At 66.6% G+C, this 20,934-nt stretch carries 16 protein-coding genes and 1 tRNA gene; 5 read left to right on the forward strand and 12 right to left on the reverse strand.

Features of this window, described 5'->3' with window-relative positions:
• Position 1: 1 nt before the first annotated feature.
• The 3 genes from recJ to LKE50_05325 are packed head-to-tail and all read left to right on the forward strand — an operon-like array spanning position 2 to position 6,839.
• Positions 2 to 3,670, forward strand: coding sequence for a single-stranded-DNA-specific exonuclease RecJ (gene recJ / locus LKE50_05315; protein MCH3968028.1), 3,669 nt, complete (start codon positions 2 to 4; stop codon positions 3,668 to 3,670).
• A gap of 3 nt (positions 3,671 to 3,673) precedes the next feature.
• Entirely contained in the window at positions 3,674 to 6,094 is a 2,421-nt protein-coding gene (locus tag LKE50_05320; protein ID MCH3968029.1) for a bifunctional (p)ppGpp synthetase/guanosine-3',5'-bis(diphosphate) 3'-pyrophosphohydrolase, read from the forward strand.
• Between the two features lies 1 nt (position 6,095).
• On the forward strand, positions 6,096 to 6,839 hold the full coding sequence (locus LKE50_05325) for an MBL fold metallo-hydrolase (GenBank protein ID MCH3968030.1): 744 nt from the start codon (positions 6,096 to 6,098) through the stop codon (positions 6,837 to 6,839).
• 93 nt (positions 6,840 to 6,932) lie between these two features.
• On the opposite strand, the gene LKE50_05330 is transcribed toward LKE50_05325, so the two are convergent.
• Together LKE50_05330 and LKE50_05335 are read right to left on the reverse strand one after the other, a co-directional pair.
• Complete coding sequence (locus LKE50_05330; GenBank protein MCH3968031.1) at positions 6,933 to 7,754, reverse strand: NlpC/P60 family protein; 822 nt, start codon at positions 7,752 to 7,754, stop codon at positions 6,933 to 6,935.
• Between the two features lie 339 nt (positions 7,755 to 8,093).
• Positions 8,094 to 9,305 (reverse strand): hypothetical protein, encoded by a 1,212-nt coding sequence (locus LKE50_05335; GenBank protein MCH3968032.1) that lies wholly within the window; start codon positions 9,303 to 9,305, stop codon positions 8,094 to 8,096.
• Between the two features lie 238 nt (positions 9,306 to 9,543).
• Here LKE50_05335 and LKE50_05340 point away from each other — a divergent pair.
• Positions 9,544 to 9,629, forward strand: a tRNA-Leu gene (locus tag LKE50_05340).
• Between the two features lie 440 nt (positions 9,630 to 10,069).
• Here LKE50_05340 and LKE50_05345 read toward each other — a convergent pair.
• The 5 genes from LKE50_05345 to LKE50_05365 all read right to left on the reverse strand — a co-directional run bounded on the left by LKE50_05345 (position 10,070) and on the right by LKE50_05365 (position 13,806).
• Positions 10,070 to 10,489: a hypothetical protein gene (locus tag LKE50_05345; protein MCH3968033.1), complete on the reverse strand. Its 420-nt coding sequence runs from the start codon at positions 10,487 to 10,489 to the stop codon at positions 10,070 to 10,072.
• Between the two features lie 119 nt (positions 10,490 to 10,608).
• Positions 10,609 to 11,184: a hypothetical protein gene (locus LKE50_05350; GenBank protein ID MCH3968034.1), complete on the reverse strand. Its 576-nt coding sequence runs from the start codon at positions 11,182 to 11,184 to the stop codon at positions 10,609 to 10,611.
• Positions 11,185 to 11,196: 12 nt separating this feature from the next.
• Positions 11,197 to 11,841: a hypothetical protein gene (locus tag LKE50_05355; GenBank protein MCH3968035.1), complete on the reverse strand. Its 645-nt coding sequence runs from the start codon at positions 11,839 to 11,841 to the stop codon at positions 11,197 to 11,199.
• Positions 11,842 to 12,846 (reverse strand): pilus assembly protein PilM, encoded by a 1,005-nt coding sequence (gene pilM / locus LKE50_05360; GenBank protein MCH3968036.1) that lies wholly within the window; start codon positions 12,844 to 12,846, stop codon positions 11,842 to 11,844. It abuts the gene before it with no gap.
• A 132-nt stretch (positions 12,847 to 12,978) separates the two neighbouring features.
• Positions 12,979 to 13,806, reverse strand: a complete 828-nt coding sequence (locus LKE50_05365) for a prepilin peptidase (GenBank protein ID MCH3968037.1) — start codon at positions 13,804 to 13,806, stop codon at positions 12,979 to 12,981.
• A 289-nt stretch (positions 13,807 to 14,095) separates the two neighbouring features.
• Between LKE50_05365 and LKE50_05370 the strand changes: the two genes are divergently transcribed.
• A complete protein-coding gene (locus LKE50_05370; GenBank protein ID MCH3968038.1) occupies positions 14,096 to 15,358 on the forward strand; it encodes an ADP-ribosylglycohydrolase family protein in 1,263 nt (420 codons plus the stop codon).
• A gap of 284 nt (positions 15,359 to 15,642) precedes the next feature.
• On the opposite strand, the gene LKE50_05375 is transcribed toward LKE50_05370, so the two are convergent.
• The 5 genes from LKE50_05375 to LKE50_05395 all read right to left on the reverse strand — a co-directional run bounded on the left by LKE50_05375 (position 15,643) and on the right by LKE50_05395 (position 20,912).
• The gene (locus LKE50_05375) at positions 15,643 to 16,044 is read right to left on the reverse strand and encodes a prepilin-type N-terminal cleavage/methylation domain-containing protein (protein MCH3968039.1); all 402 of its coding nucleotides are present in this window, start codon (positions 16,042 to 16,044) and stop codon (positions 15,643 to 15,645) included.
• A gap of 169 nt (positions 16,045 to 16,213) precedes the next feature.
• Positions 16,214 to 17,425 (reverse strand): type II secretion system F family protein, encoded by a 1,212-nt coding sequence (locus tag LKE50_05380; GenBank protein MCH3968040.1) that lies wholly within the window; start codon positions 17,423 to 17,425, stop codon positions 16,214 to 16,216.
• A gap of 54 nt (positions 17,426 to 17,479) precedes the next feature.
• On the reverse strand, positions 17,480 to 18,568 hold the full coding sequence (locus LKE50_05385; protein ID MCH3968041.1) for a PilT/PilU family type 4a pilus ATPase: 1,089 nt from the start codon (positions 18,566 to 18,568) through the stop codon (positions 17,480 to 17,482).
• 27 nt (positions 18,569 to 18,595) lie between these two features.
• Positions 18,596 to 20,290, reverse strand: coding sequence for a GspE/PulE family protein (locus tag LKE50_05390; GenBank protein MCH3968042.1), 1,695 nt, complete (start codon positions 20,288 to 20,290; stop codon positions 18,596 to 18,598).
• A gap of 10 nt (positions 20,291 to 20,300) precedes the next feature.
• Positions 20,301 to 20,912, reverse strand: coding sequence for a type II secretion system GspH family protein (locus LKE50_05395; GenBank protein MCH3968043.1), 612 nt, complete (start codon positions 20,910 to 20,912; stop codon positions 20,301 to 20,303).
• Between the last annotated feature and the right edge of the window lie 22 nt (positions 20,913 to 20,934).

Genomic DNA, 20,934 nt, shown 5'->3' on the forward strand with positions numbered 1-20,934 from the left:
CATGGCCGGGCTCTCGGACAGCAGACGCTGGGAGGTACTTCCCGCCTCCCGCGAGGTGGAGGCGTCCCTCGTACGCGAGCAGGGGGTGACCCCGCTCGCGGCTCGCATCATGGCCGCGCGCGGCGTCACACCCGAGACGGCGGACGTCTTCCTGCACCCGTCCCTCGAGCGCGACTGGGTCGATCCCCTGCGCATCCCGGGCCTGGGCGATGTGGCCGACCGCGTGCAGGCGGCGCTCGCCGCCCACGAGGTCATCGCCGTCTTCGGCGACTTCGACGTGGACGGCATGTCCTCGACCTGCCTGCTCACCCTCGCCCTGCGCAGGCTCGGCGGCGACGTCCACCCGTTCATACCCCATCGCTTCGGCGAGGGGTACGGCCTGTCCCACGAGGCCCTGCAACGGGTGGTCGATGGGTGTCACCCCGACCTGGTCATCACGGTGGACACGGGCATAGCCAGTGCCCATGAGGTCGAGCTCGCCCTTGCCGCAGGGATCGACGTGGTCGTCACCGACCACCACGAGCCGGCCGACCTCGTGCCCACGCAGGTCCCGGTCGCCGACCCCAAGATCTCGCCCGACAATCCCTCGCATGACCTGGCTGGGGCCGGCGTCGCGCTCAAGCTCGTCTGCGAGCTGGGGCGCCGCCTGGGCCAGCCTGACCTCTGGCGGAGCTACACCGATGTGGCGAGCCTGGGGACCGTCTCGGACATGATGCTGCTCCAGGGCGAGAACCGCGCGCTCGTCGACGACGGCATCCGTCTCATGAGGCACACCTCGCGTCCCGGTCTCGTGGCGCTTGCTGCGGTGGCGGGCTGTGACCTTGCCACCATCGAGGCAGACACCCTGCCCTTCTCGCTCGTGCCCCGTCTCAACGCGGCTGGTCGCATGGGTGACGTCGAGGTCGCCTTCGACCTGCTGCTGACCGATGACATGGCCGAGGCGACCCGCCTGGCGGCCCGTCTCGAGACCATCAACAACGACCGCCGCGAGATCGAGTCGACCCTCTCGACCGAGGCCTTGGCCCGGGTCGAGGCCACCTATGAGGGCGGCCGTTGCATCGTGGTGGGCGGCGAGGGCTGGCATGAGGGCGTGAAGGGCATCGTCGCGAGCCGCATCGTGAACCGCTACCACGTCCCGACCATCCTGATGTCCATCTCTGACGGCGTGGCGCACGGGTCGGGACGCTCGGTGGGATCCGTCGACCTCTTCCATGCCGTCGAGCAATGTTCTGACCTGCTGGTCCGCTTTGGTGGCCACGCAGGTGCCGTCGGCGTCACCGTCGATGCCGCGAACATCGACGCGTTCAGGAGTCGCCTCGAGGAGGTGCTCTCGGCGCTGCCGGCCGAGCAGTTCGAGGACAAGGGCGAGGTGTCGGCCGTCGTCCGTCTGGAAGAGATAGACCTCGCCACCATAGACTCGCTCTCGGTCCTGCGCCCCTTCGGCCAGGGAAACAAGGTTCCCCTGCTCGCGGCCACCGGCGTCTCGATGCTCGGGCGCGCCCGCGTGGGTGCGACGGGCGACCACCTCCGCTTCGCGGCCACCGACGGGGTCGCCTCGATCCCCGCGATCATGTTCAGGGCCCCCGATGTCGAGCGTGCGGTTGAGTGGGACGGTGCCTGCGACCTCGTGTTCGAGGCGGTCAACGAGACCTGGCAGGGCAGGACCAAGCCCAAGCTCATGGTCCGCGACATCATCTACCGGACTCCCGACGAGAAGGACGCGCCCTCGAAGCCGCTGGTGGACGACCTCTTCGCCCGTGCGCCGCAGATCCTCTCGCGTGACGAGTACTCCTCGATCGCAGAGGCCACGAGCTTCTTCACGAAGGCGGTCGGCGTCACCTTCGACGGTCGCCAGGACGTGGTCCGCACCCTTTCCGTGGGCGACGGGCTCACCGTCGAGCGCGTGCACGACAACCCTGTGGACCCCAATGCCATCGCCCTGCGTGCGCCCTCGGGCGAGCAGGTCGGGTTCCTCCGCCGTCAGATCGCGGCGGCCCTTGCCCCGGTCATCGACTCCGGCGCGACCTATGTGGCGCGTGTCGAGCAGCTCACCGGTGAGGAGGACCGCTCGCTGGGCGTGAACGTCCGCGTCGACCGCCTGCATGAGCCGGGAAGCGCGGACGCGGAGCATGAGGACGCCTGCACGGCCTGTCGGTCCCACCTCGCGGCCCTGACGGGGGCTGAGCTCGACGATGCCCTCCGGGTCCGTCTCATAGGCGACCATGCGTTCCTGCCCGCCCAGAAGGCGGCGCTGGCACATCTGGCGGCGGGTGAGTCCTGCCTGACCGTCATGGCGACGGGCCGGGGCAAGTCGCTCGTCTTCCACCTGCATGCTGCCCGTATGGCGCTCTCGCAGGGGCGTGCCAGCATCTTCGTCTATCCGCTCCGTGCGCTCGTGGCGGACCAGTCCTTCCACCTTGCCGAGACCTTCTCCGAGCTGGGCATGCAGGTCTCGACCCTCACGGGAGAGACGTCCGCGGAGGGGCGGGACGAGGTCTTCTCGGGCCTTGGCGCGGGAAGCGTCGACGTGGTGCTCACCACACCAGAGTTCCTCTCGATCCACTCCGACCGGTTCGCCGCGTCTGGCAGGGTCGGCTTCGTCGTGGTCGACGAGGCCCATCATGCCGGCCTGTCCAAGGGCGGCAACCGTGGGTCGTACCAGGACATGCCTCGCGTCCTGGCCGAGCTCGGAGGCCCGGTGGTGCTCGCGACCACGGCGACGGCGGCCACCCCGGTCGCACGGGAGGTCTGCCGGCTCCTCGGGACCTCGAGCGTCGTGGTCGACGACTCGTGCCGCACCAACCTCTCGATCGACGACCACCGTGAGCTCCGCGACCGAGAGCCTGCCCTCGTGAGCCTGGTGGCCACGGGCGAGAAGTGCGTCATCTACGTCAACTCACGCGAGCAGTCCGTCTCGCTCGCCCGGATGCTCCGTCACAAGGTGCCCGACCTCGGCATGCGCATCGCCTTCTACAACGCGGGCCTCTCGCGCGAGGAGCGCACCTCCGTGGAGGGCGCCTTCCGCAGCGGCGAGCTCTCCTGCATCGTCTCGACGAGCGCCTTCGGCGAGGGCGTGAACCTTCCTGACATCAGGCATGTCGTGCTCTACCACATGCCCTTCGGCGACGTGGAGTTCAACCAGATGTCAGGTCGTGCCGGGCGCGACGGCAACCCCGCCGTGGTGCACCTCCTGTTCGGCTCGCGTGACGCGCACATCAACGAGCGGATCATCGACGGCGGCGCCCCTGACCGCTCTGACCTCGTGATCCTGTATCGTGCGCTCCAGACCGTGTGGCAGCGTGGCGTGGTCGAGACAGGCGAGCGCTCGTTCGCCCGATCCAATGCCGACATCGCCCAGGCCTGCCTCGAGCTCGACCGCTCGAGCCGCCTCGACGAGCGTTCCGTCTCATGTGGCATCGCCGTCTTCAGGGAGCTCGGCTTCCTCGAGACGAGCGGCTACGGCACCGCACGACGCATCCGGATGGTCGATACCCCCGAGCATATGGAACTCGGACGCTCCATACGCTACCTTGAGGGGATGCGGATGCGCGAGGACTTCGGGGGCTTCCGCGACTGGGTGCTCACGGCCACGGCCGACGAGCTCCTCGCCAGGATCAACCGACCGATCGTGCCCGACTTCGGCGAGCGCGTCGATGGGGAGGTGAGCTAGCACATGGACAAGGACGAACGACCACTCGCGACGCCCGAGGAGGGTGGCGGCCCGGCTCCTGTGGCACCCCGGGTGCCAACCGTACCTGCCAGGCCCACGCCACGTCCTCGCCCCAAGGTCGGGGCTGACAACTATGCGCTTCTCCGCAAGGCCTGCGAGGGCTACCTCGACCCGGCCGGTGTCGACAAGGTCGATGCCGCCTACTGCTTCGCCGCGGCACGCCATGAGACCCAGCGCCGTCGCTCGGGTGAGGCCTACATCAACCACCCCGTCGAGGTGGCGCTCATCCTCGCGCAGGACTTCCACATGGACGAGGACGTGCTTGCGGCCGCCCTCCTCCATGACACCGTGGAGGACACCCCTGCCACCCTCGAGGATCTCACCGAGCGCTTCGGCCCGACCGTGACCGAGCTCGTGGACGGCGTGACCAAGCTCACGTCCATCGAGGTCGACTCCATGGATGCCAAGCAGGCGCTGAACCTGCGCAAGATGTTCCTCGCCATGTCCAAGGACATCCGCGTGGTCATCATCAAGCTCGCCGACCGCCTGCACAACATGCGTACGCTCTCGGCGCTGCCGCCCGACCGCCGCGTGTTCAAGGCGCGCGAGACCATGGACGTCTATGCGCCTCTGGCCGACCGTCTGGGCATGAGCTCGGTCAAGTGGGAGCTCGAGGACCTCTCGTTCTTCTATCTGGAGCCTGAGGAGTACCAGCGCATCGCCCGCATGGTGCAGGACTCGCGCGAGCAGCGCGAGCGCTCGACCGAGGAGACGATCCGTCTGCTCGAGGACGAGCTGCATCGGGTGGGCCTCTCGGGCTTCCAGATCACGGGGCGCCCCAAGCACCTCTGGAGCATCTACCAGAAGATGAAGCGGAAGGACAAGGAGTTCTCCGACATCTACGACCTCATCGCCCTGAGGGTCATCACCCTCTCGGTGGGGGACTGCTACTCCGCCCTCGGGGCCGTGCACTCGCTGTGGCACCCCCTGCCGGGGCGCTTCAAGGACTACATCGCCACGCCCAAGCCCAACCTCTACCAGTCGCTGCACACCACCGTCATCGGGCCCGATGCGCGCCCCATCGAGATTCAGATCCGCACGCGTGAGATGCACGAGCAGGCCGAGTACGGCATCGCCGCCCACTGGCTCTACAAGAAGGCCGGCAACTCCAAGGGCGTGATGACCAACACGGACAAGTCGGTCGACAACCAGATCAGCTGGATCCGCAAGAGCCTCGACTGGACGGTCGAGGGCGACATGGGCGACCCGCACGAGTTCCTCAACAGCCTGCGCGTCGACCTGTTCGAGGACGAGATCTTCGTGTTCACACCCAAGGGCGAGGTCATGAGCCTGAGGGTCAACTCCACGCCGCTCGACTTCGCCTACGCCATCCATACCGAGGTGGGAAACCACTGCGTCGGCGCGAAGGTCAACGGGATCGTGGTCCCGCTCACCACGCCGCTTCAGATGGGCGACCGCGTGGAGGTGCTCACCAACAAGAACTCAAAGCCCTCGCGTGACTGGATGGGCATCGTCCAGACCCCGTCCGCCCGAGCCAAGATACGTCGCTACTTCGCCACGGTCACCAAGTCCGAGGACGCGGACCAGGGCAGGGGCGAGATTGCCCGCGAGCTGCGAAAGCGCGGCTATGGCATCTCAACCCAACGCTCCGTGCGCGCCCTCGCCAAGGTGGCCGAGGCGCTCTCGTTCAAGGGCGTCGACGACATGTTCGCGGCCGTCGCCACGGGCAAGGCTTCTGCCAAGACCATCGCCAACCGCGTGCAGGACGTCCTCGAGGAGGGGAGCCCCGCCCAGGTCGCGGCCGCTCAGAAGGCGGCCGCCCAGGCCGAGGCCGCAGCCCTGGCATTTGCGGAGGACAAGCCTCTGGCGGGCACCGGGCGTCATGTCAAGAAGCAGCCGGCTGCCGACAAGAAGCGGCATGGGAGCTGCGGCGTGGTGGCCAAGGGGGACCCTGATCTTCTCGTCCACCTCGCCCACTGCTGCAACCCCGTGGCCGGCGATGACATCGTGGGGTTCGTCACACGTGGTCGTGGGGTCTCCGTGCACCGTGCCACCTGTCCCAACGTGAAAGGGCTCATGGAGCATCCCGAGCGCATGATCCCCGTGGAGTGGGACGCTTCAGGGGCGACGCAGTTCCAGGTCGAGATCGTGGTCGAGGCTTCCGATCGCATGGGGCTCCTCAAGGATGTGACCATCGCGGTGGGCGATGCCGGCGGCAACATCCTCTCGGCCGCCACGCAGACGAGCGCGGCTGGGGCGGCGCGTCTGCGCTTCCTGGTGGCCATCTCGGATGCGAGCATCCTCGACAACCTGCTGGCGACCGTGAGCCGTGTCCCGAGCGTCTTCGACGCGCGTCGCATCATGCCGGGCGAGGGTTCCAACCAGATGAAGCGGAGGGTCTGATATGTCAAGGTGCCAAGGGGGCTGCTCGTCCGACACGTCATGCGGTGGCTGCGGTGGGGGAGAAGGCTGCTCGGCTGGCGAGGATGCCGGCTGTGCAGGCTGCTCTGGCTGCGGATCCGCCCCTTCGCATGACGACATCGCCATCAGGCAGATGATCGTCGGCCCTATCGAGACGAACTGCTATGCCGTCATATCGGACGGCGAGTGCATGGTGGTCGACCCGGGTGCCTCTGGCGCGGCCATAGCCGAGAGGCTCTCGGACGTGCATGTGGCTCTCATCGTGGCCACCCATGGGCATGGGGACCACGTCAGTGGTGTCGCGGCCCTGCAGGCGGCCACGGGCGCTTCCTTCGCCATGGCCGCGGCTGACGTCGAGATGGCGTCCCACGCGGGGAGCGGCCAGTTCGACGACGTCCCCTACGACGATGACGCCCCGGCGCCCGACCGTACCCTCGAGGAGGGGGACGTGGTCGGCGTGGGCACTGCGACCTTCCAGGTCATCGCCTGTCCCGGCCATACGCCGGGTGGCATCGCGCTCCTGGGCTGTGGCCTCGCCTTCGTGGGAGACACGCTGTTCAAGGGCTCGGCCGGGCGCACGGACCTCGAGGGAGGGAGCGAGGCCGACCTCATGCATTCCCTCGCACGCCTCAAGGTCGCGGTCCCGCCTGAGACCACGGTCCTCCCCGGGCATGGGGACATTACCACCATGGGCTCTGAGCTCGAGCATAATCCGTACCTGAGATAAGCCCACGCTAGGGATGACAAGGGAGCGGCGCGCCTCGAATCGGGCGCGCCGCTCCCTTGTCTTCTTGATGTGCTGGCTGTGGCCTCGTCCCGCCTATGCGAAGACGCGGCCCACACCGATGATGCTGAAACGATAGACGCTGTTGATGACGACGCCTTCCGAGGGGCTGGTCGCATTGATGACCTGGCCGTTGCCGATGTAGATGGCAATATGGCCGGAATAGAACACGAGGTCGCCATAGCTTATGTTGCTGATGGAGACGTGCTCGAACTTGCTGTCGTTGTACATGTTCGTCGCGTCGTGGTCCTGCCAGGGGTCATACATGTGGTCATATGGGTTGTACACGGAGTTGATACCCACGGCATAGAGGCACTGGATCACGAGGCCCGCGCAGTCGACGCCGACGCCTGGTTGCATGGCGTAGTCCCAGATGTAGGGCGACCCCAGGTAGTCGTAGGCGCGTCCCATGAAGGCGTTGACGCAATCCTGCCGGGAGGCGTTGATCGCAATTCGAGAGGGGGTCACATAGGTGAAATAGCCTTCGGCATAGGAGGGCAGGCTCGCGTTATAGCACGAGACCTGATACATCCACGAGGGGTTCTGCCAACCGATCTTGCCGGATGTGACGCGGGTGAGCTTGCCATCGTTGTCGGCCTGGTACCAGGACCCATTATGCTGGATATAACCGTTGCGTGCGACATAGCCTACGGTGTTGCGTCCGTAGAAGTTCGAGCCGCTCACGGTGAACCAGCCGGTCCTTGCGCCCTTGTAGTCGCTCCAGGCGTTGACCATGTAGTAGCGCTGCAGCGTGCCCCCGTCGTAGGCGCCGGTCACGAGCCAGCCCGACTGGGTCGCCAGCTTGCCCTCGTTGTCGGCCAGGAGCACGGTGGAGCCCCAGCCCATCTTGCCGCGCATGACGTAGCCCTGCGCCGCCGACGCCGAAGCAGCGGCCGTAGCCGGCCACCGAGAAGAAGCCGGAGCACGCGCCGTGGTCGGAGGCGCTCACGTAGTAGCGCTGGAGGCCGGAGCCGTAGTTCTGAACGACCCAGCCGGTGCTCGTGCCCCAGGCGAGGCGCCCGTCGTTGTTCGCGACGTAGACCCTGCCGGCGCCCGTGTCGTACGCGCCGCGGGCCACATATCCCGCGGGGGTGGTGTAGTGGGCCCAGCCCGCCGCGGAGTAGCCGGTGACGCAGCCGTGCTTGGCGGCGGCTCACGTAGTAGCGCTGGAGGCCCTGGCCGTAGGCCGAGCTCACGTCAGGCGGAGCTCACGTGCCAGCCCTCGGAGTTCGCCAGGCGGCCGTCGTTGTCCGCCAGGTAGGTGACGGTGCCCGAGGTGAGGTGGCCGCGCAGGACGTAGCCGGCGGAGGTGGCGTAGGCCCAGTACCCCGCGCCCTCGGAGGGCGAGACGAGCCTGGAGGCGGCCACGGAGCCGCCGGAGAGCCAGTAGCGCTGGAGCCCCTGGCCGAAGGCGGACGTCACGAGCCAGCCGGAGGCCTGGACGCGGCCGTCGTTGTCGGCGATGCGCCTCGCGCCGTCGGCGCAGGTCGCGGCACCGCGCAGGACGTAGCCCGCGGGGGTGGTGTAGTGGGCCCAGCCTGCCGTGGAGTAGCCGGTGACGCAGCCGTGCTTGGCGGCGGTCACGTAGTAGCGCTGGAGGCCCTGGCCGTAGGCGGAGCTCACGTGCCAGCCGGGCGACTCGAGCCTGCCGTCGTTGTCTGCCAGGTAGGTGACGCCGCCCTCCGTGTAGCGGCCGCGCACGACGTAGCCGTACCTGGTGGCGTAGGCCCAGTACCCGGCCTCGGAGGCCTTGACCAGCTCGGAGGACGCGAGGGCCTTGGTCGTGGTGTCGAGCCAGTAGCGCTGGAGGCCGTAGGTCTTGAAGGTGGAGTTGACGACCCAGCCGGAGGCACGGGAGCCGGAGGCGTCGTAGTAGTACCAGCGCGAGCCCTCCTGGACCCACTGGTTTCTGTACGCCTGCGTGGTGACGGTGGTCGCGGCCTGGGTGGTGGCCGCCTGTGCGGTGGTCGCGGCCTCGGTGGTGGTCGCCTGGGTGGTGGCCTTGTCGGGGGTAGTGGCCTTCTCCGACGTGGTGGCCTTGTCGGCCGTGGTGGCATCGTCGGGCGTCGTCGCTCCGTCTGGCGTGGTGGCGTCAGGGGTCGTTGCCGTGTCGGACGTCGTGGAATCCGGGGTGGTCGGGGTGGTCGCCGTGTCGGGGGTGGTGGCGTCCGGCGTGGTCGGGGTGGTGGCCTGCTGGCCCTTCTCGGCCGTGTCGGACGTTGCGGTATCGGTGGTCTCGAGGGGAGCGGTCACGGTCGTGGAAGCGGGGGATGCCGAAGTGGCCGTCTCCGAGCTCTGCGTGAGGGTGGTCGTATCCTCTGCCCAAGCCATGGCTGGCAGGAGCGATGAGATGACGAGGACTCCCGTCAGCGTGGCTGCGGCCCTGAACGCCTTGCTCTGATATCTCATGAGATCCCCCAGATGCTCAGATTAGATTCAACATAAAAGAGTCTAAACCATCTGACCTTCTCGTTCCCTCTCTTCTTCTTTCAGATGTGCTATCTGGCCAATGGCAGCTTGTGGGAGGCACGGAGGGAAGCCGGTCGTGTCACCTCTCCATCATGCGGCAAGGGGCCATGCGGACGGACCCATCCATCTGCTAAAGTAGTTCGCGCGGCAGATGCCGTGCAACTGCAAGTCGTGCTTGGCCCGAGTGGCGGAATGGCAGACGCGGAGGTCTCAAAAACCTCTGGTGGCAACACCATGTGAGTTCGAGTCTCACCTCGGGCACCATCTATTACCAGCTGGTACATGATAATCGTGCGACCAGTTGTGTTTCGGAGAACCTACAGCGACCAACATACGCCTTCTGGTCGCTCACACCCGTAGGACTCCCTTCGGGCTTCCTGGAAGGCCCCGGGTCACCATCGCCATGCAACGTCGTCCGATGCTCACGTTGCCTGCCCTAAGGAACCCTGGTACTGGCCCCAGACATCGCTGTGGGTCACCATCGCCATGCAACGTTGTCCGATGCTCACGTTGCCTGCCCTAAGGAACCCCGGCACGGCAGCGCTCGAACCGGGATCAGTCACGACAGCGCATATCGCCCCATGGCCCGGCATCGGTCCCTGCCGGTACGCAGGAAACAGAAGGGATCCGCGGGCGACTTCTGCCAAGTCCCCGCGGATCCCTTTGGTGCTGTGACGTACGCCGTGCCCCTTTCCCGACCGAGCCTACTTCTGGGCCTCCTTCTGGATGTTGTGACCCAGGACGGTCTCGATATTCGTGATGATCAGGCTCACGAGGGACGTGCCCATCGCGGTGCCCTGGACGGCGGACATGACCACCGAGACGACCATGCAGGCCAGCGTGATGTAGCAGATGATCAGGAACGGCTTGATCTTGCTGGGGGTGTTGCAGCCCTTGATGCCCAGGATGGCGACGATGAGGTCGAGCACGCTCGCGACGATGAACACGATGCCCACTGAGCCGGTCACCAGCCCTGCGTCGAAGGACTGGCCTTGGACGTCGACCGAGCTGTATCCCATCACGGCGAAGCCGGCAAGCATGAGTGCTCCCAGGACGATGCCGATGATGGAGAGTACCAGCATGACGATGCAGATGATCTTGAGTGCCTTGCGTGATGTGCTCATGGTTCCCCCAAACGTCGAATGGACATATGCAGGCGTGGGTGCCGTCCGCACTTTCAAGCTGATACCCAACTGATGCATCCGCATCCCTCTGGGGACGCATCAGCCTCGCAGGGCTGCCGCTAGTCGCTCTCGACGTACGTGATGTGCGCGCTCACGGAATAGGCGGCGGACCCCGTGTTCCCGGTACCTATGGTCGACGACGTCTTCTTGGAGCTGGCCGTGGCGATGGTGAACGAGTCGACCGAGCAGGTGTAGGGCCCGTCAGCAAGGGTCGAGATGACGGCCTTGGCCGCATCGTAGGTGTCGCAGCCGAACGAGACGCTCACCCCGCGTCGCACCACGCCTGCCTGGGTGGTGTCGAGGTCGTCGAACGAGAGGCTGTAGCTGGCGGTCCCCGAGAGGGCCGTGTCGAGCGTCGACATCACGTTCTTGATGTTGTCGTACTTGGGGGTCGTGCTCGCGGCCGAGCCGGCGGCCTCGTACGAGTCGACGGCCTTCTGCATGGTGGTCATCTGCTGGACCTTGGCGGTGTCGATGGTGAGCGTGTCCTGCGCATCGGCGATCTGCTGCTCGAGCGCGGAGGTCTGCTCCTGAACGCCCTTGAAGACGAGCTCGTACCAGGCCATCGCGATGAGGATGAGGGCGAGAAGAACGATCAGGACCTTCTCGCGCTTTGAGAACGTGTACGTGAGCATGTGTTCGCCCTCCTACTTGGTCGTCGTGGTCGCGGCCGAGGTCGTCGCCGTTGTGGCGTCGGTGCTGCCCACCAGCGTGACGACGAGCGTGGCAGTGACGTTGGTGGTCGAGGTCTGGGCCGATGCGGTCGAGACGGTGACGTTCGAGACGATGTCATCCTGTCCGAGGGAGGTCGCGATGTCGCCCACGGTGTCGAGGGAGACCTCGTCGAGGACGATGGAGACCTTCCCTGAGTCGAACGAGAGCGACGACACCTGCGCGCGCGAGGCGACGCGTGCGTCGATGAGTGACATGACCTGCTCGGCGCTCACGGAGCTCGAGGTCGAGCTCGTGCCCAGGTAGCTGTCGTACTGCGCCTTGAGGTCGTCATAGCCGGTGAGCTTGGACTCAGCCGCGGCCACGGCGGACTGCTGCTGCGAGAGCTCCGTCTGCTTCTGGGACACCTGCGAGAGGGGGTCGAAGACGGCGAACTTGGCGAACAGCGCGACGACGACCACGAGGATGACGGCCAGGGGGACGGCCTTTCGCGCGTCGATCTCGCGATTGCTTCTGACCATCAGGTTGATGGTGTCCTTCTCGGCGGAGACGGCTCCCTTGGAGGCCTGGTCCGCGGGATCCTTGGGCTTGCCGATGGGCTTGTTCCAGTCGAGCGCCATCTATATCGCCTCCCCTTCGAGAAGCGCCCCGAAGGCGAGCGCGGCGGAGGGTGCATCGGGCTGGTCCGACAGGCCTGGGACGAGGTCCGCCGCGGACAGCACGTCCACCGAGAGCGAGCCCTCGATGGTGTCGGTGAGGGGCTTGATGGTGGCGCCGGTGCCCAGGACGCAGGCACGCTCGACGTCCTTGTCGGGGTTCGAGAAGTTGAAGAAGTTCACGACCTTGCTGACCTCGGTGGCCAGCTGGTCGTAGACGGCCTGGCAGTCGGGGGTCTCGAGCACGCCCTCGAAGTCCGAGCGGCGGTAGGAGGCTGCCGTGTAGGGGTCGATGCCGTAGACGTTGGCGATGATGGTGTCGAGGTCGGCGCATCCGACCTCGATGACCTTCGAGGCCTCGTAATGGCTCCCGATGAACAACGTCACCGTGGTGGACGAGAAGGACACGTTCACCAGCACGAGGCAGGTGGTGTTGTCTGTCGGGTTCTGCGCGATGTGCTCCTTGATCAGGCGTGCGTAGAGGACCTGCACGGGAAGGACCGCCTGGGGCTTGAAACCCGCCTTCCTCAAGGCTGCCGTTGCGGACTCGACGAGGTCCTTGCGGGCGGCCGCCGCGAAGAGCTCGAGGCGCTGCGGCTTGCCCTCCTCGTCGTTCACCACCTCGTCCACCAGATAGTCGAAGACGTAGTCCGAGGTGTCGCCGTTGATGAAGTCACGGAACTCGTAGGGCAGGTTGAGCGCGAGCTCCTTCTGACTCATGGCCGGCAGCGTCACATGCCGGAAGAAGGAGGTCGTCTCGTTGAGTGCGAGGGCGCACGAGCGGGCGCGGATGTGCTCGTCCCGCCGGAGGTCCTTGAGGAACGTCGCGAGCGAGGCGGGCGAGGTGATGCGGTCCTCGCCCACGAGGTTCTCGGGCATCTGCGTCGTGATGAGGCGGACGTCCCCGTCACGAACGGCGATGTTGCAGTTGCCGTGGCCGATGTCGATGCCGACATACGAGGCTGCCATGCTGCTCCTCCCGTGCGGTCTTGGATGCTTCCATACTGCTTCAGGCTGTACCCATTCTAAGGGGTTCTGGTCCGCGACCTGCCAGAAGATGGTCTGATGGCCGCATGCGACCCGTGAGTGGGCGGCAGAGGCCTAGAACAGTCCCAGGTACCAGGTCACGATGGGCGCGCCACAGAGCATCGTGAGCCAGGCCGCCACGGCGATGGCGGGCCCGAAGGGGAAGGTCCCGTGGCCCGAGGTGGTGGCGTCGTCCTCGTCGTCGTGGGGGAGGAGCCCCGGGACGAGCGCGAGCACGAGGCCCAGCACGCAGGCCACGATGACGAGCAGCAGGCTCTGCTGCCAGCCGAAGTAGAGGCCGCAGACGGCCAGCAGCTTGAGGTCGCCGCCACCCATGCTGGCCCGCCCCAGCACGTGGTCCATCACGAGCACGATGACGAGCAGCGGGATGCCGATGGCGGCGGCCCCCACGAGGGAGTCCGTGAGCAGCGTCAGCACCTCTCCGCCGGTCAGCGCCACGTAGCCGATGTAGGCTGCGCGGATGAGGAGGGCGGCCACGATGCAGCCGTTGGGGATGGTGCGGTCGTCGAGGTCGGTCAGGGTGAGCACCACGAGCACGCTGGCGAAGGCGAGCAGCTCGACGGTCTGGGCCGTGAGGTCGTAGCGGGCGACGATCGAGACGTAGATCACGGCGGTCAGTGCCTCGCTCACCGGGCAGCGGGCCGAGATGTGCTCCCCGCAGTAGCGGCAGCGGCCGTGGAGGGCGAGCCAGCTTGCCACGGGCACGAGGTCGGCGGGCCCCAGCACATGGCCGCACGAGTCGCAATGGGAGCGCCCACGCAGGACCGATCCGCCATGGACGGCCCGCCAGGCGACGCATCCCAGGAAGCTCCCCATGACCAGGCCCAGCAGGGCGGTGACGGCGAGCGAGTAGACCGTGATGAGGGGCGTGGCATACAGCATGGGCGGGCCTTTCGGTGGTTGCGTGCGACCAGCCTACCACGAGGGTGCCGGGGAATCGACAGGGCGGCCCGTGCGCGCGCCGGGGAATCGACCGACTGGGGTCGACGTAGCGCATCAGGCACCTTTTGGGGGCATAGAAGGTGCCTGATGCGCTACGTCAACGAAGGAGAGGGTCGGTCGGCGGGGGAGTGCGCCATGCCGGCGAGAGGAACGGGCAGGGTCGAGGGTCAATTTATGTCCCGGAGGGTCGCTACCCTCTCGGCAGGGCCACTACCAAGGAGGAGCCACCATGGATGATTCTGCTACTGCCACATGCTCGCGTGCCGTTGCCACCGCGTCTGGCCAGGTGCCGGGTGAGGTGGCTGCCGCGGACGGGTCGGCCATGTCCTCCCGTAGGCCGCAGGAGGAGGCACTCCTCGACAAGTTCAGGGGATGTCTCGTGGCTGGTGCTGCTGGTGATGCCTTGGGCTATCCGGTGGAGTTCATGTCGGCCGCCCAGATACGAGCCGTCCATGGTCCGGACGGCATGCGTGACTTGCCACGTGATCCGCAGACGGGCCTTGCCCTCGTGAGTGACGATACGCAGATGACCCTCTTCACGGCGGCAGGGATCCTGGTCGGGGCGACGCGCCACCGCCTCTATGGTGTGGCAGCCTCGCCCGACTACTATGCCTGGCGGTCCTACCTCGACTGGCTGCACACGCAGGAGCCCGAGGGTCCGGCAGGCCCACATGAGTCGTGGCTCGCAGACGTCGAGGCGCTCCGGGACCGTCGTGCGCCGGGGCGGACCTGCCTTGCGGAGCTCGAGTACGGCCGTGCAGGCAGTGTCGATGAGCCGCTCAACGACTCCAAGGGCTGCGGCGGTGTCATGCGCGTGGCGCCGGTGGGGCTGCTCTTCGGTGCCGAGAGGGACGGGTGGGTCGATGGCGCCGGCGCCCTGGACGACGTCGCGCTCCTGGCTGCTGACGTGGCGGCCGTGACCCATGGCAACCCGCTTGGCTACATCCCGGCCGCTGCTGCCGCCTACCTCGTGCATCGCTGTGCCTACGAGGTGGGCTCGCGTGAGGGCGACCGCCAGGCACGCCTCATGCGGATGGTGGACGAGTGCTGCGAGCGCCTGTCGGTCTGGTTCCCGCGGCAGGCGTCTGCCACGCAAGCGGTGTCGGACCTCCTCCGCCAGGCGATGGGCCTGGCGGGAAAGGACGTCCCTGACGAGGAGGCCGTGTGCGAGCTGGGGGAGGGCTGGGTTGCCGAGGAGACCTTGGCGATAGCGGTCTGCGCATGCCTACGCCATGCCGATGACGTGCCGGCGGCGCTCGCCGCGGCCGTGGACCACGATGGCGACAGTGACTCGTGTGGCGCGGTGGCCGGCAACATCATGGGGGCCATGCATGGTATGTCCGGTATCGACCCTGCCTGGCTGCAGGGCCTCGAGCTCGAGGATGTGACCATCGCCATAGCGGATGACCTCGTCGATGTCGCGACCGGCAGGTGGGACGTGGCCACGACCGAGCGGCTCGCGGCCCGGTACCCGGGCGGGCCCGAGGCCTGAGGCTGTCCGGTCGGGGATGATGCGGCGACATCCGTACGGCTATGCGTTGACGTAGCGCATCAGGCACCTTTTGGGGGCATAGAAGGTGCCTGATGCGCTACGTCAACGAAGGAGAGGGTCGGTCGGCGGGGGAGTGCGCCATGCCGGCGAGAGGAACGGGCAGGGTCGAGGGACGCAGGTGGGATGCGGGGCCGGGAGGCGTGGAAGCGCAGCAAAAAACGGGGCCGCCGAAGCGACCCCGTTCCTTTGCACTGTCAAATGCAGTGACTGCTTACTGACAAGCTCTACGAGGTCGCACCAGTAATTACGGCCGGGTCGTAATTCATGGTCTCTGTGCCAGATGCTCCCGGGCCGGTGACGGTAATCACGCTTGTACCGTCAATTGTGACTGTGCAACCTGAAAGGGCATCAGATCCGAGATCGGTGGAAATCTGCGTAACGAAATCACCAGCAGCAATGTCCGTACCGTCGGTAAGGTACGTGGCCGTGACGGTGGCCAGCTCGCTCCGCGTGTTTGCGGCACCCGTGGCCAGGTGGGCCTTGTCAAGCTGCGTCGTGAACACCGGGATGGCGATGGCAATGAGGACCGCGATGATGGCGACGACGATCAACATCTCCATCAGGGTGAAGCCCTTCTTGCCTTCCTTCTGCAGCTCGGCCTTGCGTGCCTTGATCATCTCAACCATGGCTACCCCTCTCTATGCGGGACCCGCCTTTGCAGGTTCCCTTGTCCTTCACTTCAATTGCAGTATTCCCTAATTCCCTCGTTTTGGTCAACGGAACTTCCCTGAGCGGTCGATATGCGCCCTGAACGCATTCAGATAACTGCCGTCCTCGCCCTCGGGCCCGCAAGACCTACGCCGTGATGCCGCCGTAGATGTCGAACACGGGCAGGTAGACGGCCAGCAGGAGCACGCACACGATCACGGCCAGGATAACGATGGTCACCGGCTCCATGATCGAGAGCGCCCGCGACGTCGAGGTGGCGACCTCGTTGTCGTAGTAGTCGCCCAGCACCTTGAGGGTGTACTCCAACGTGCCGGTCTGCTCGCCCACGCCGCACATCTCGCAGACCATGTCGGGGTAGGCCTCCGTCTTGGCGAGCGAGTCTGCCAGGGGCTTGCCGGCCTCGAGGTCGGGCTGGATCGAGGCGAGGTTCGCGGACATCCAGTAGTTGTTGATGGACCTGGCCGTGACCTCCACCGACTTCACGATGGAGAGCCCCGCCTCCATCATCACCGACATGGTCCCGGCGAACTGGCTCGCCGAGCTCATGCGGGTGATGCGGCCGATCACGGGGATGCGGCAGCCCAGGTGGCTCCACCACATGTGGAAGTCGTCGTTCTTCTTGGCGAACTTGACGCCGATGAACAGCGCCACGACGAAGCCGGCGATGACCAGGAAGTAGCGCGTCCAGAAGTGCGAGGAGTCGATCACGAACTGCGTGACCGCGGGGAGCGTCAGGTTCATGGACGTGAACGTCGACTCGAAGATGGGCACGGCGTAGACCATGATGACGGCGACCACGATCACGGCGACGCCCAGCACGAAGCAGGGATAGATCATCGAGCTCGTGACCCGCGACTTGGTCTTGGCGGACTTCTCGTAGTACTCGGCCAGGCGGGCGAACACCACGTCCAGGCTGCCCGACTCCTCGCCGGCCCGTACCGTCTCGATGAAGGTGAGCGGCAGTCCCGTGCCCTTCTCGGCGAAGCTGTCGGCAAGGCCGTGGCCTGCGGCGACATCCTCTGACACGTCGAGCAGCAGCTTCTTCAGGGTCTTGTCGTCTGACTGGCCCGACACGAGCTGCAGGCAGCGCACGATGGGCATGCCCGTCTTCAGGATGATGGACAGCTGGTTGCACGTGATCGAGAGGGCCTTGTCCTTGGTGCGGTGCCCACCGAGTCGCAGGTCGATGTCGTGCTCGCCCGCCGTCTCCTCGATGGACTCGATGACGAGGCCGTTGGCCTTCAGGGCGTCGACGGCCTCGGCCTGCGTATGAGCCTCGAAGATGCCATCGACCTCGGCGCCTGCGCTGGTCCGTCCGGTGTACTTGAATGCCTTCATGCGTGCCTTCCTTCGCGTCCTGCGTATGTGGCGGCCAGCTGGCCGCCGTGCGTGCTAGCGAGCGCTCCGCTTGACGTAGTCGGGGTCGTTGGCGGCCTCGATGGCGGTCTGGGCAGAGATGCTCCGCTCGCGCACCATGCGCACGAGCATGTTGTCCATGGTGATGCTGCCGAGCTCCGCCGTGGTGGCCAGCGTGTTCTCGATCTGCGGGGTCTTGCCCTCGCGGATGAGGTTCCGGATGGCGCTGTTCACCATCATGACCTCGCACGCGACCACGCGGCCATGCCCCTCTCGCCGTACCAGGAGCTGCTGCGAGAGCACCGCGTCGAGCGTCATCGAGAGCTGCATCCTGATCTGGCGCTGTCGTGCCTCGGGGAAGACCCCCACCAGGCGGTCGATGGAGTCCGCCGCGCTCTTGGTGTGGAGCGTCCCGAAGACGAGGTGGCCCGTCTCGGCGGCGGTCAGCGCGGTCTCGATGGTGTCGAGGTCGCGGAGCTCGCCGATGAGAATCACGTCGGGGTCCTCGCGCAGGATGGCCCGGAGGCCGTCGGCGTAGGAGCGGGTGTCATGGCCGATCTCGCGCTGGTCGATGCTCGCGCGGTCGGGCTCGTAGAGGTACTCGATGGGGTCCTCGAGGGTGATGATGTGGTCGGGGCGGGTGTGGTTGACCTGGTTCAGGATCGCGGCCAGGGTGGTCGACTTGCCGGAGCCCGTCTCGCCGGTGACGATGATGATGCCCTTGTTGTGGCTGGGGAACTCGCTCACCACGGGCGGCAGGCCCAGGGTGTCGAGCTCGGGGATGACGTCGGCCAGCAGGCGCACGGCCAGGCAGACCGAGCCACGGCTGCGGTAGAGGTTGAGGCGGCAGCGCACGCCAGCGTAGGTGCCGGCCATGTCGAGCTCGCCTATGCGTGCGACCTGCTCGTAGGCATCCCCTGCCACGTGGCGGGCGAGGACCTCGGTGTCCGCCGGTGTGAGGGGCCGCGACGAGGCATCCTGGAGCGCGCCGTCCACGCGGACGCGGACGGCCACGCCGGCCGCCAGGTGGACGTCGGAGGCGCCCATGCCGTGGGCGGCGTCGACGATGTCCTCGAAGCTCCCGATGCCTTCGAGCTCGGCACTCCTGCTCGTCTGATCGTGCATGCTCGGTCCCCCCCCTGGGTCTGGTCGTCAGTCGGTGGTATAGACGCAGCGCATGACCTCGTCCAGCGTGGTCACGCCTTGGCAGACGAGCTCCTTGCAGTTCTGGGCGATGGGCTGGAAGCCGCCGGCGATGGCTGCCGCAGCGAGCTCCTCGCGGCTGGCACCGTCGCGGATGCCCTCCTTCATCGTCTCGTTCAGGGTGAGGACCTCCGAGACCACGGTGCGGCCGTGGTAGCCGCTCCCGAAGCACTCCGAGCACCCTGTGCCACGATAGAACTCGACGCCTTCGGCCTCGGGGCTGCCAGGGTCGATGCCGAGGCTCTCGAGCTGATCTGATGTGGGGGTGTAGGAGGTGCGGCAGTGCGGGCAGACCCGGCGCACCAGGCGCTGCGAGATGACGCCCTTGAGGGCGCTCGCCACCATATAGGGCTCCACGCCGATGTCGTCCAGGCGGTCGAGCGTGGAGAGGGCGTCGCCGGTGTGGATGGTCGAGAGCACGAGGTGGCCGGTCACGGCGGCGCGCATGGCGATGCTCGCCGTCTCGGCGTCGCGGATCTCGCCCACGCCCACGACGTCGGGGTCCTGGCGCAGGATCGAGCGCAGGCCGCTCGCGAACGTGGTGCCGGCCTTCTCGTTGACCTGGACCTGGTTGACGCCGTCGATGTTGTACTCCACGGGGTCCTCGAGGGTCACGATGTTGACCGCCTCGGTGTTGAGGCGCGAGAGCATGGTGAACATCGTGGACGACTTGCCGCTCCCGGTGGGGCCCACGATGAGGATCATGCCCTGGGTGTTCTTGAGGAGGTCGTTGTAGGCGTCGAGGTTGTGGCCATAGAAGCCGAGGTCCTCGGGCGTGTCCTGCTTGGAGGCGCGGTCGAGGATGCGCAGCACGATCTTCTCGCCGTGCACGGTGGGTAGGGTGGAGGCACGCAGGTCGGCCTCCTTCATGTGCACCCGCACGATGGCACGGCCGTCCTGGGGCACGCGGCGCTCGGTCACGTCCATGCCGCACATGATCTTGATGCGGCTCGTGAGCGAGGGCTGGAGCTCCTTGGGGATGGTGAACACGTTGTGCAGGATGCCGTCGAGGCGCATCCGCACCAGGACGTCGGTCTCCTGCGGCTCGATGTGGATGTCGGAGGCATGGTCTGCGATGCCGCGCTCGATGATGGAGTTGACCAGGCGGATCGAGGGTGCGTTGGCGTTGGCGTCATCCGAGAGCTCCGAGGCCACGCCCTGGGTGTCGCTCGGCGTCTCCTCGGCCTGCATCTCGCGGATGGCACGGCGTGCGCCCTCGGTGCCGTAGAGTGACGAGATCGCGCGGGTCACGGTGGCCTCGGTGGCGATCATCGGGATGACGTGCTTGCGTGACGCGGCCTTGACCTCCTCGCTGGCGATGAAGTTCAGGGGGTCGGCCATGGCGAGGTAGAGGTCGTCGCCCTTGGTGCGGATGGGGACCACGGAATACTTCTTGGCGAGGTTCTTGGGAACGAGCTTGCACAGCTCGCTGTCGAGCTCGAGCGTGGTGGGGTCGACGTAGTCGATGCCGAGCTGGAGCATGAGGGCATCGATGAGCTGGCGCTCGGTGATGAACCCCTCGCTCACGAGCACGTCGCCCAGACGCTTGCCAGTGCCCTTCTGCGCCGCGAGGGCGGCCGTGAGCTGGTCTTGCGTTATGGCTCCTGCGTCGACGAGCAGGTCGCCGAGACGTGTGTGCTTCATGGCGTGTCTCCTACAATCGTGATGTGTCTGAGGGCGTGTAGGTGTAGGTGTAGCTCTTGGTGAGCGTGGGGTCGACCGTGCTCGCGATGGTGAACGTGACCTTGACCGTGTCGGGTGCCGTGCCGTCGACGGCGGTGGAGGGTGAGAACTCCAACTTGGCTGAGGTGACCTGGCACTCGGTATAGGCGCCGGCGTTCAGGAGGTCGCAGGTGACCTCCTTGCCCGTGGAGAGGCTGATCCCCTTGAGGGCGAGCACGCTCACGGTGCGCGTGGTGCCGTCCTCCTCGGTGACCGAGACGTCATGGGTCGTGAGGTCGGGGTCGACGAGCGTCTGGCCCAGGAAGTCCATCCGGTACGAGGGCTCGCCGTCGTAGGTCATGCCCTTGGCGAAGTGGGCGGGGTCCTGGATCGAGGCGTCGAGGGAGTCTGCGAGCGAGGTGGACTCCGAGATGAACGACGACTCGCGGAAGACGTGCATACCGACGTTCACACCTGCGACGACCACCGAGGTGAGCATGACCACGATGAGCAGCGCCGCCAGGGACTCGATGAGGGTGAAGCCCGCATGCGCGCGTGCGCGAAGACGGGGCCGTGCGCCCGTGTGCGTTCCTCTCGAGTCCATGGTGCCGCCCCCTCTCGTATGG

Source organism: Atopobiaceae bacterium, from assembly GCA_022483015.1.
In the GTDB taxonomy this organism is placed as follows: domain Bacteria; phylum Actinomycetota; class Coriobacteriia; order Coriobacteriales; family Atopobiaceae; genus JALCUE01.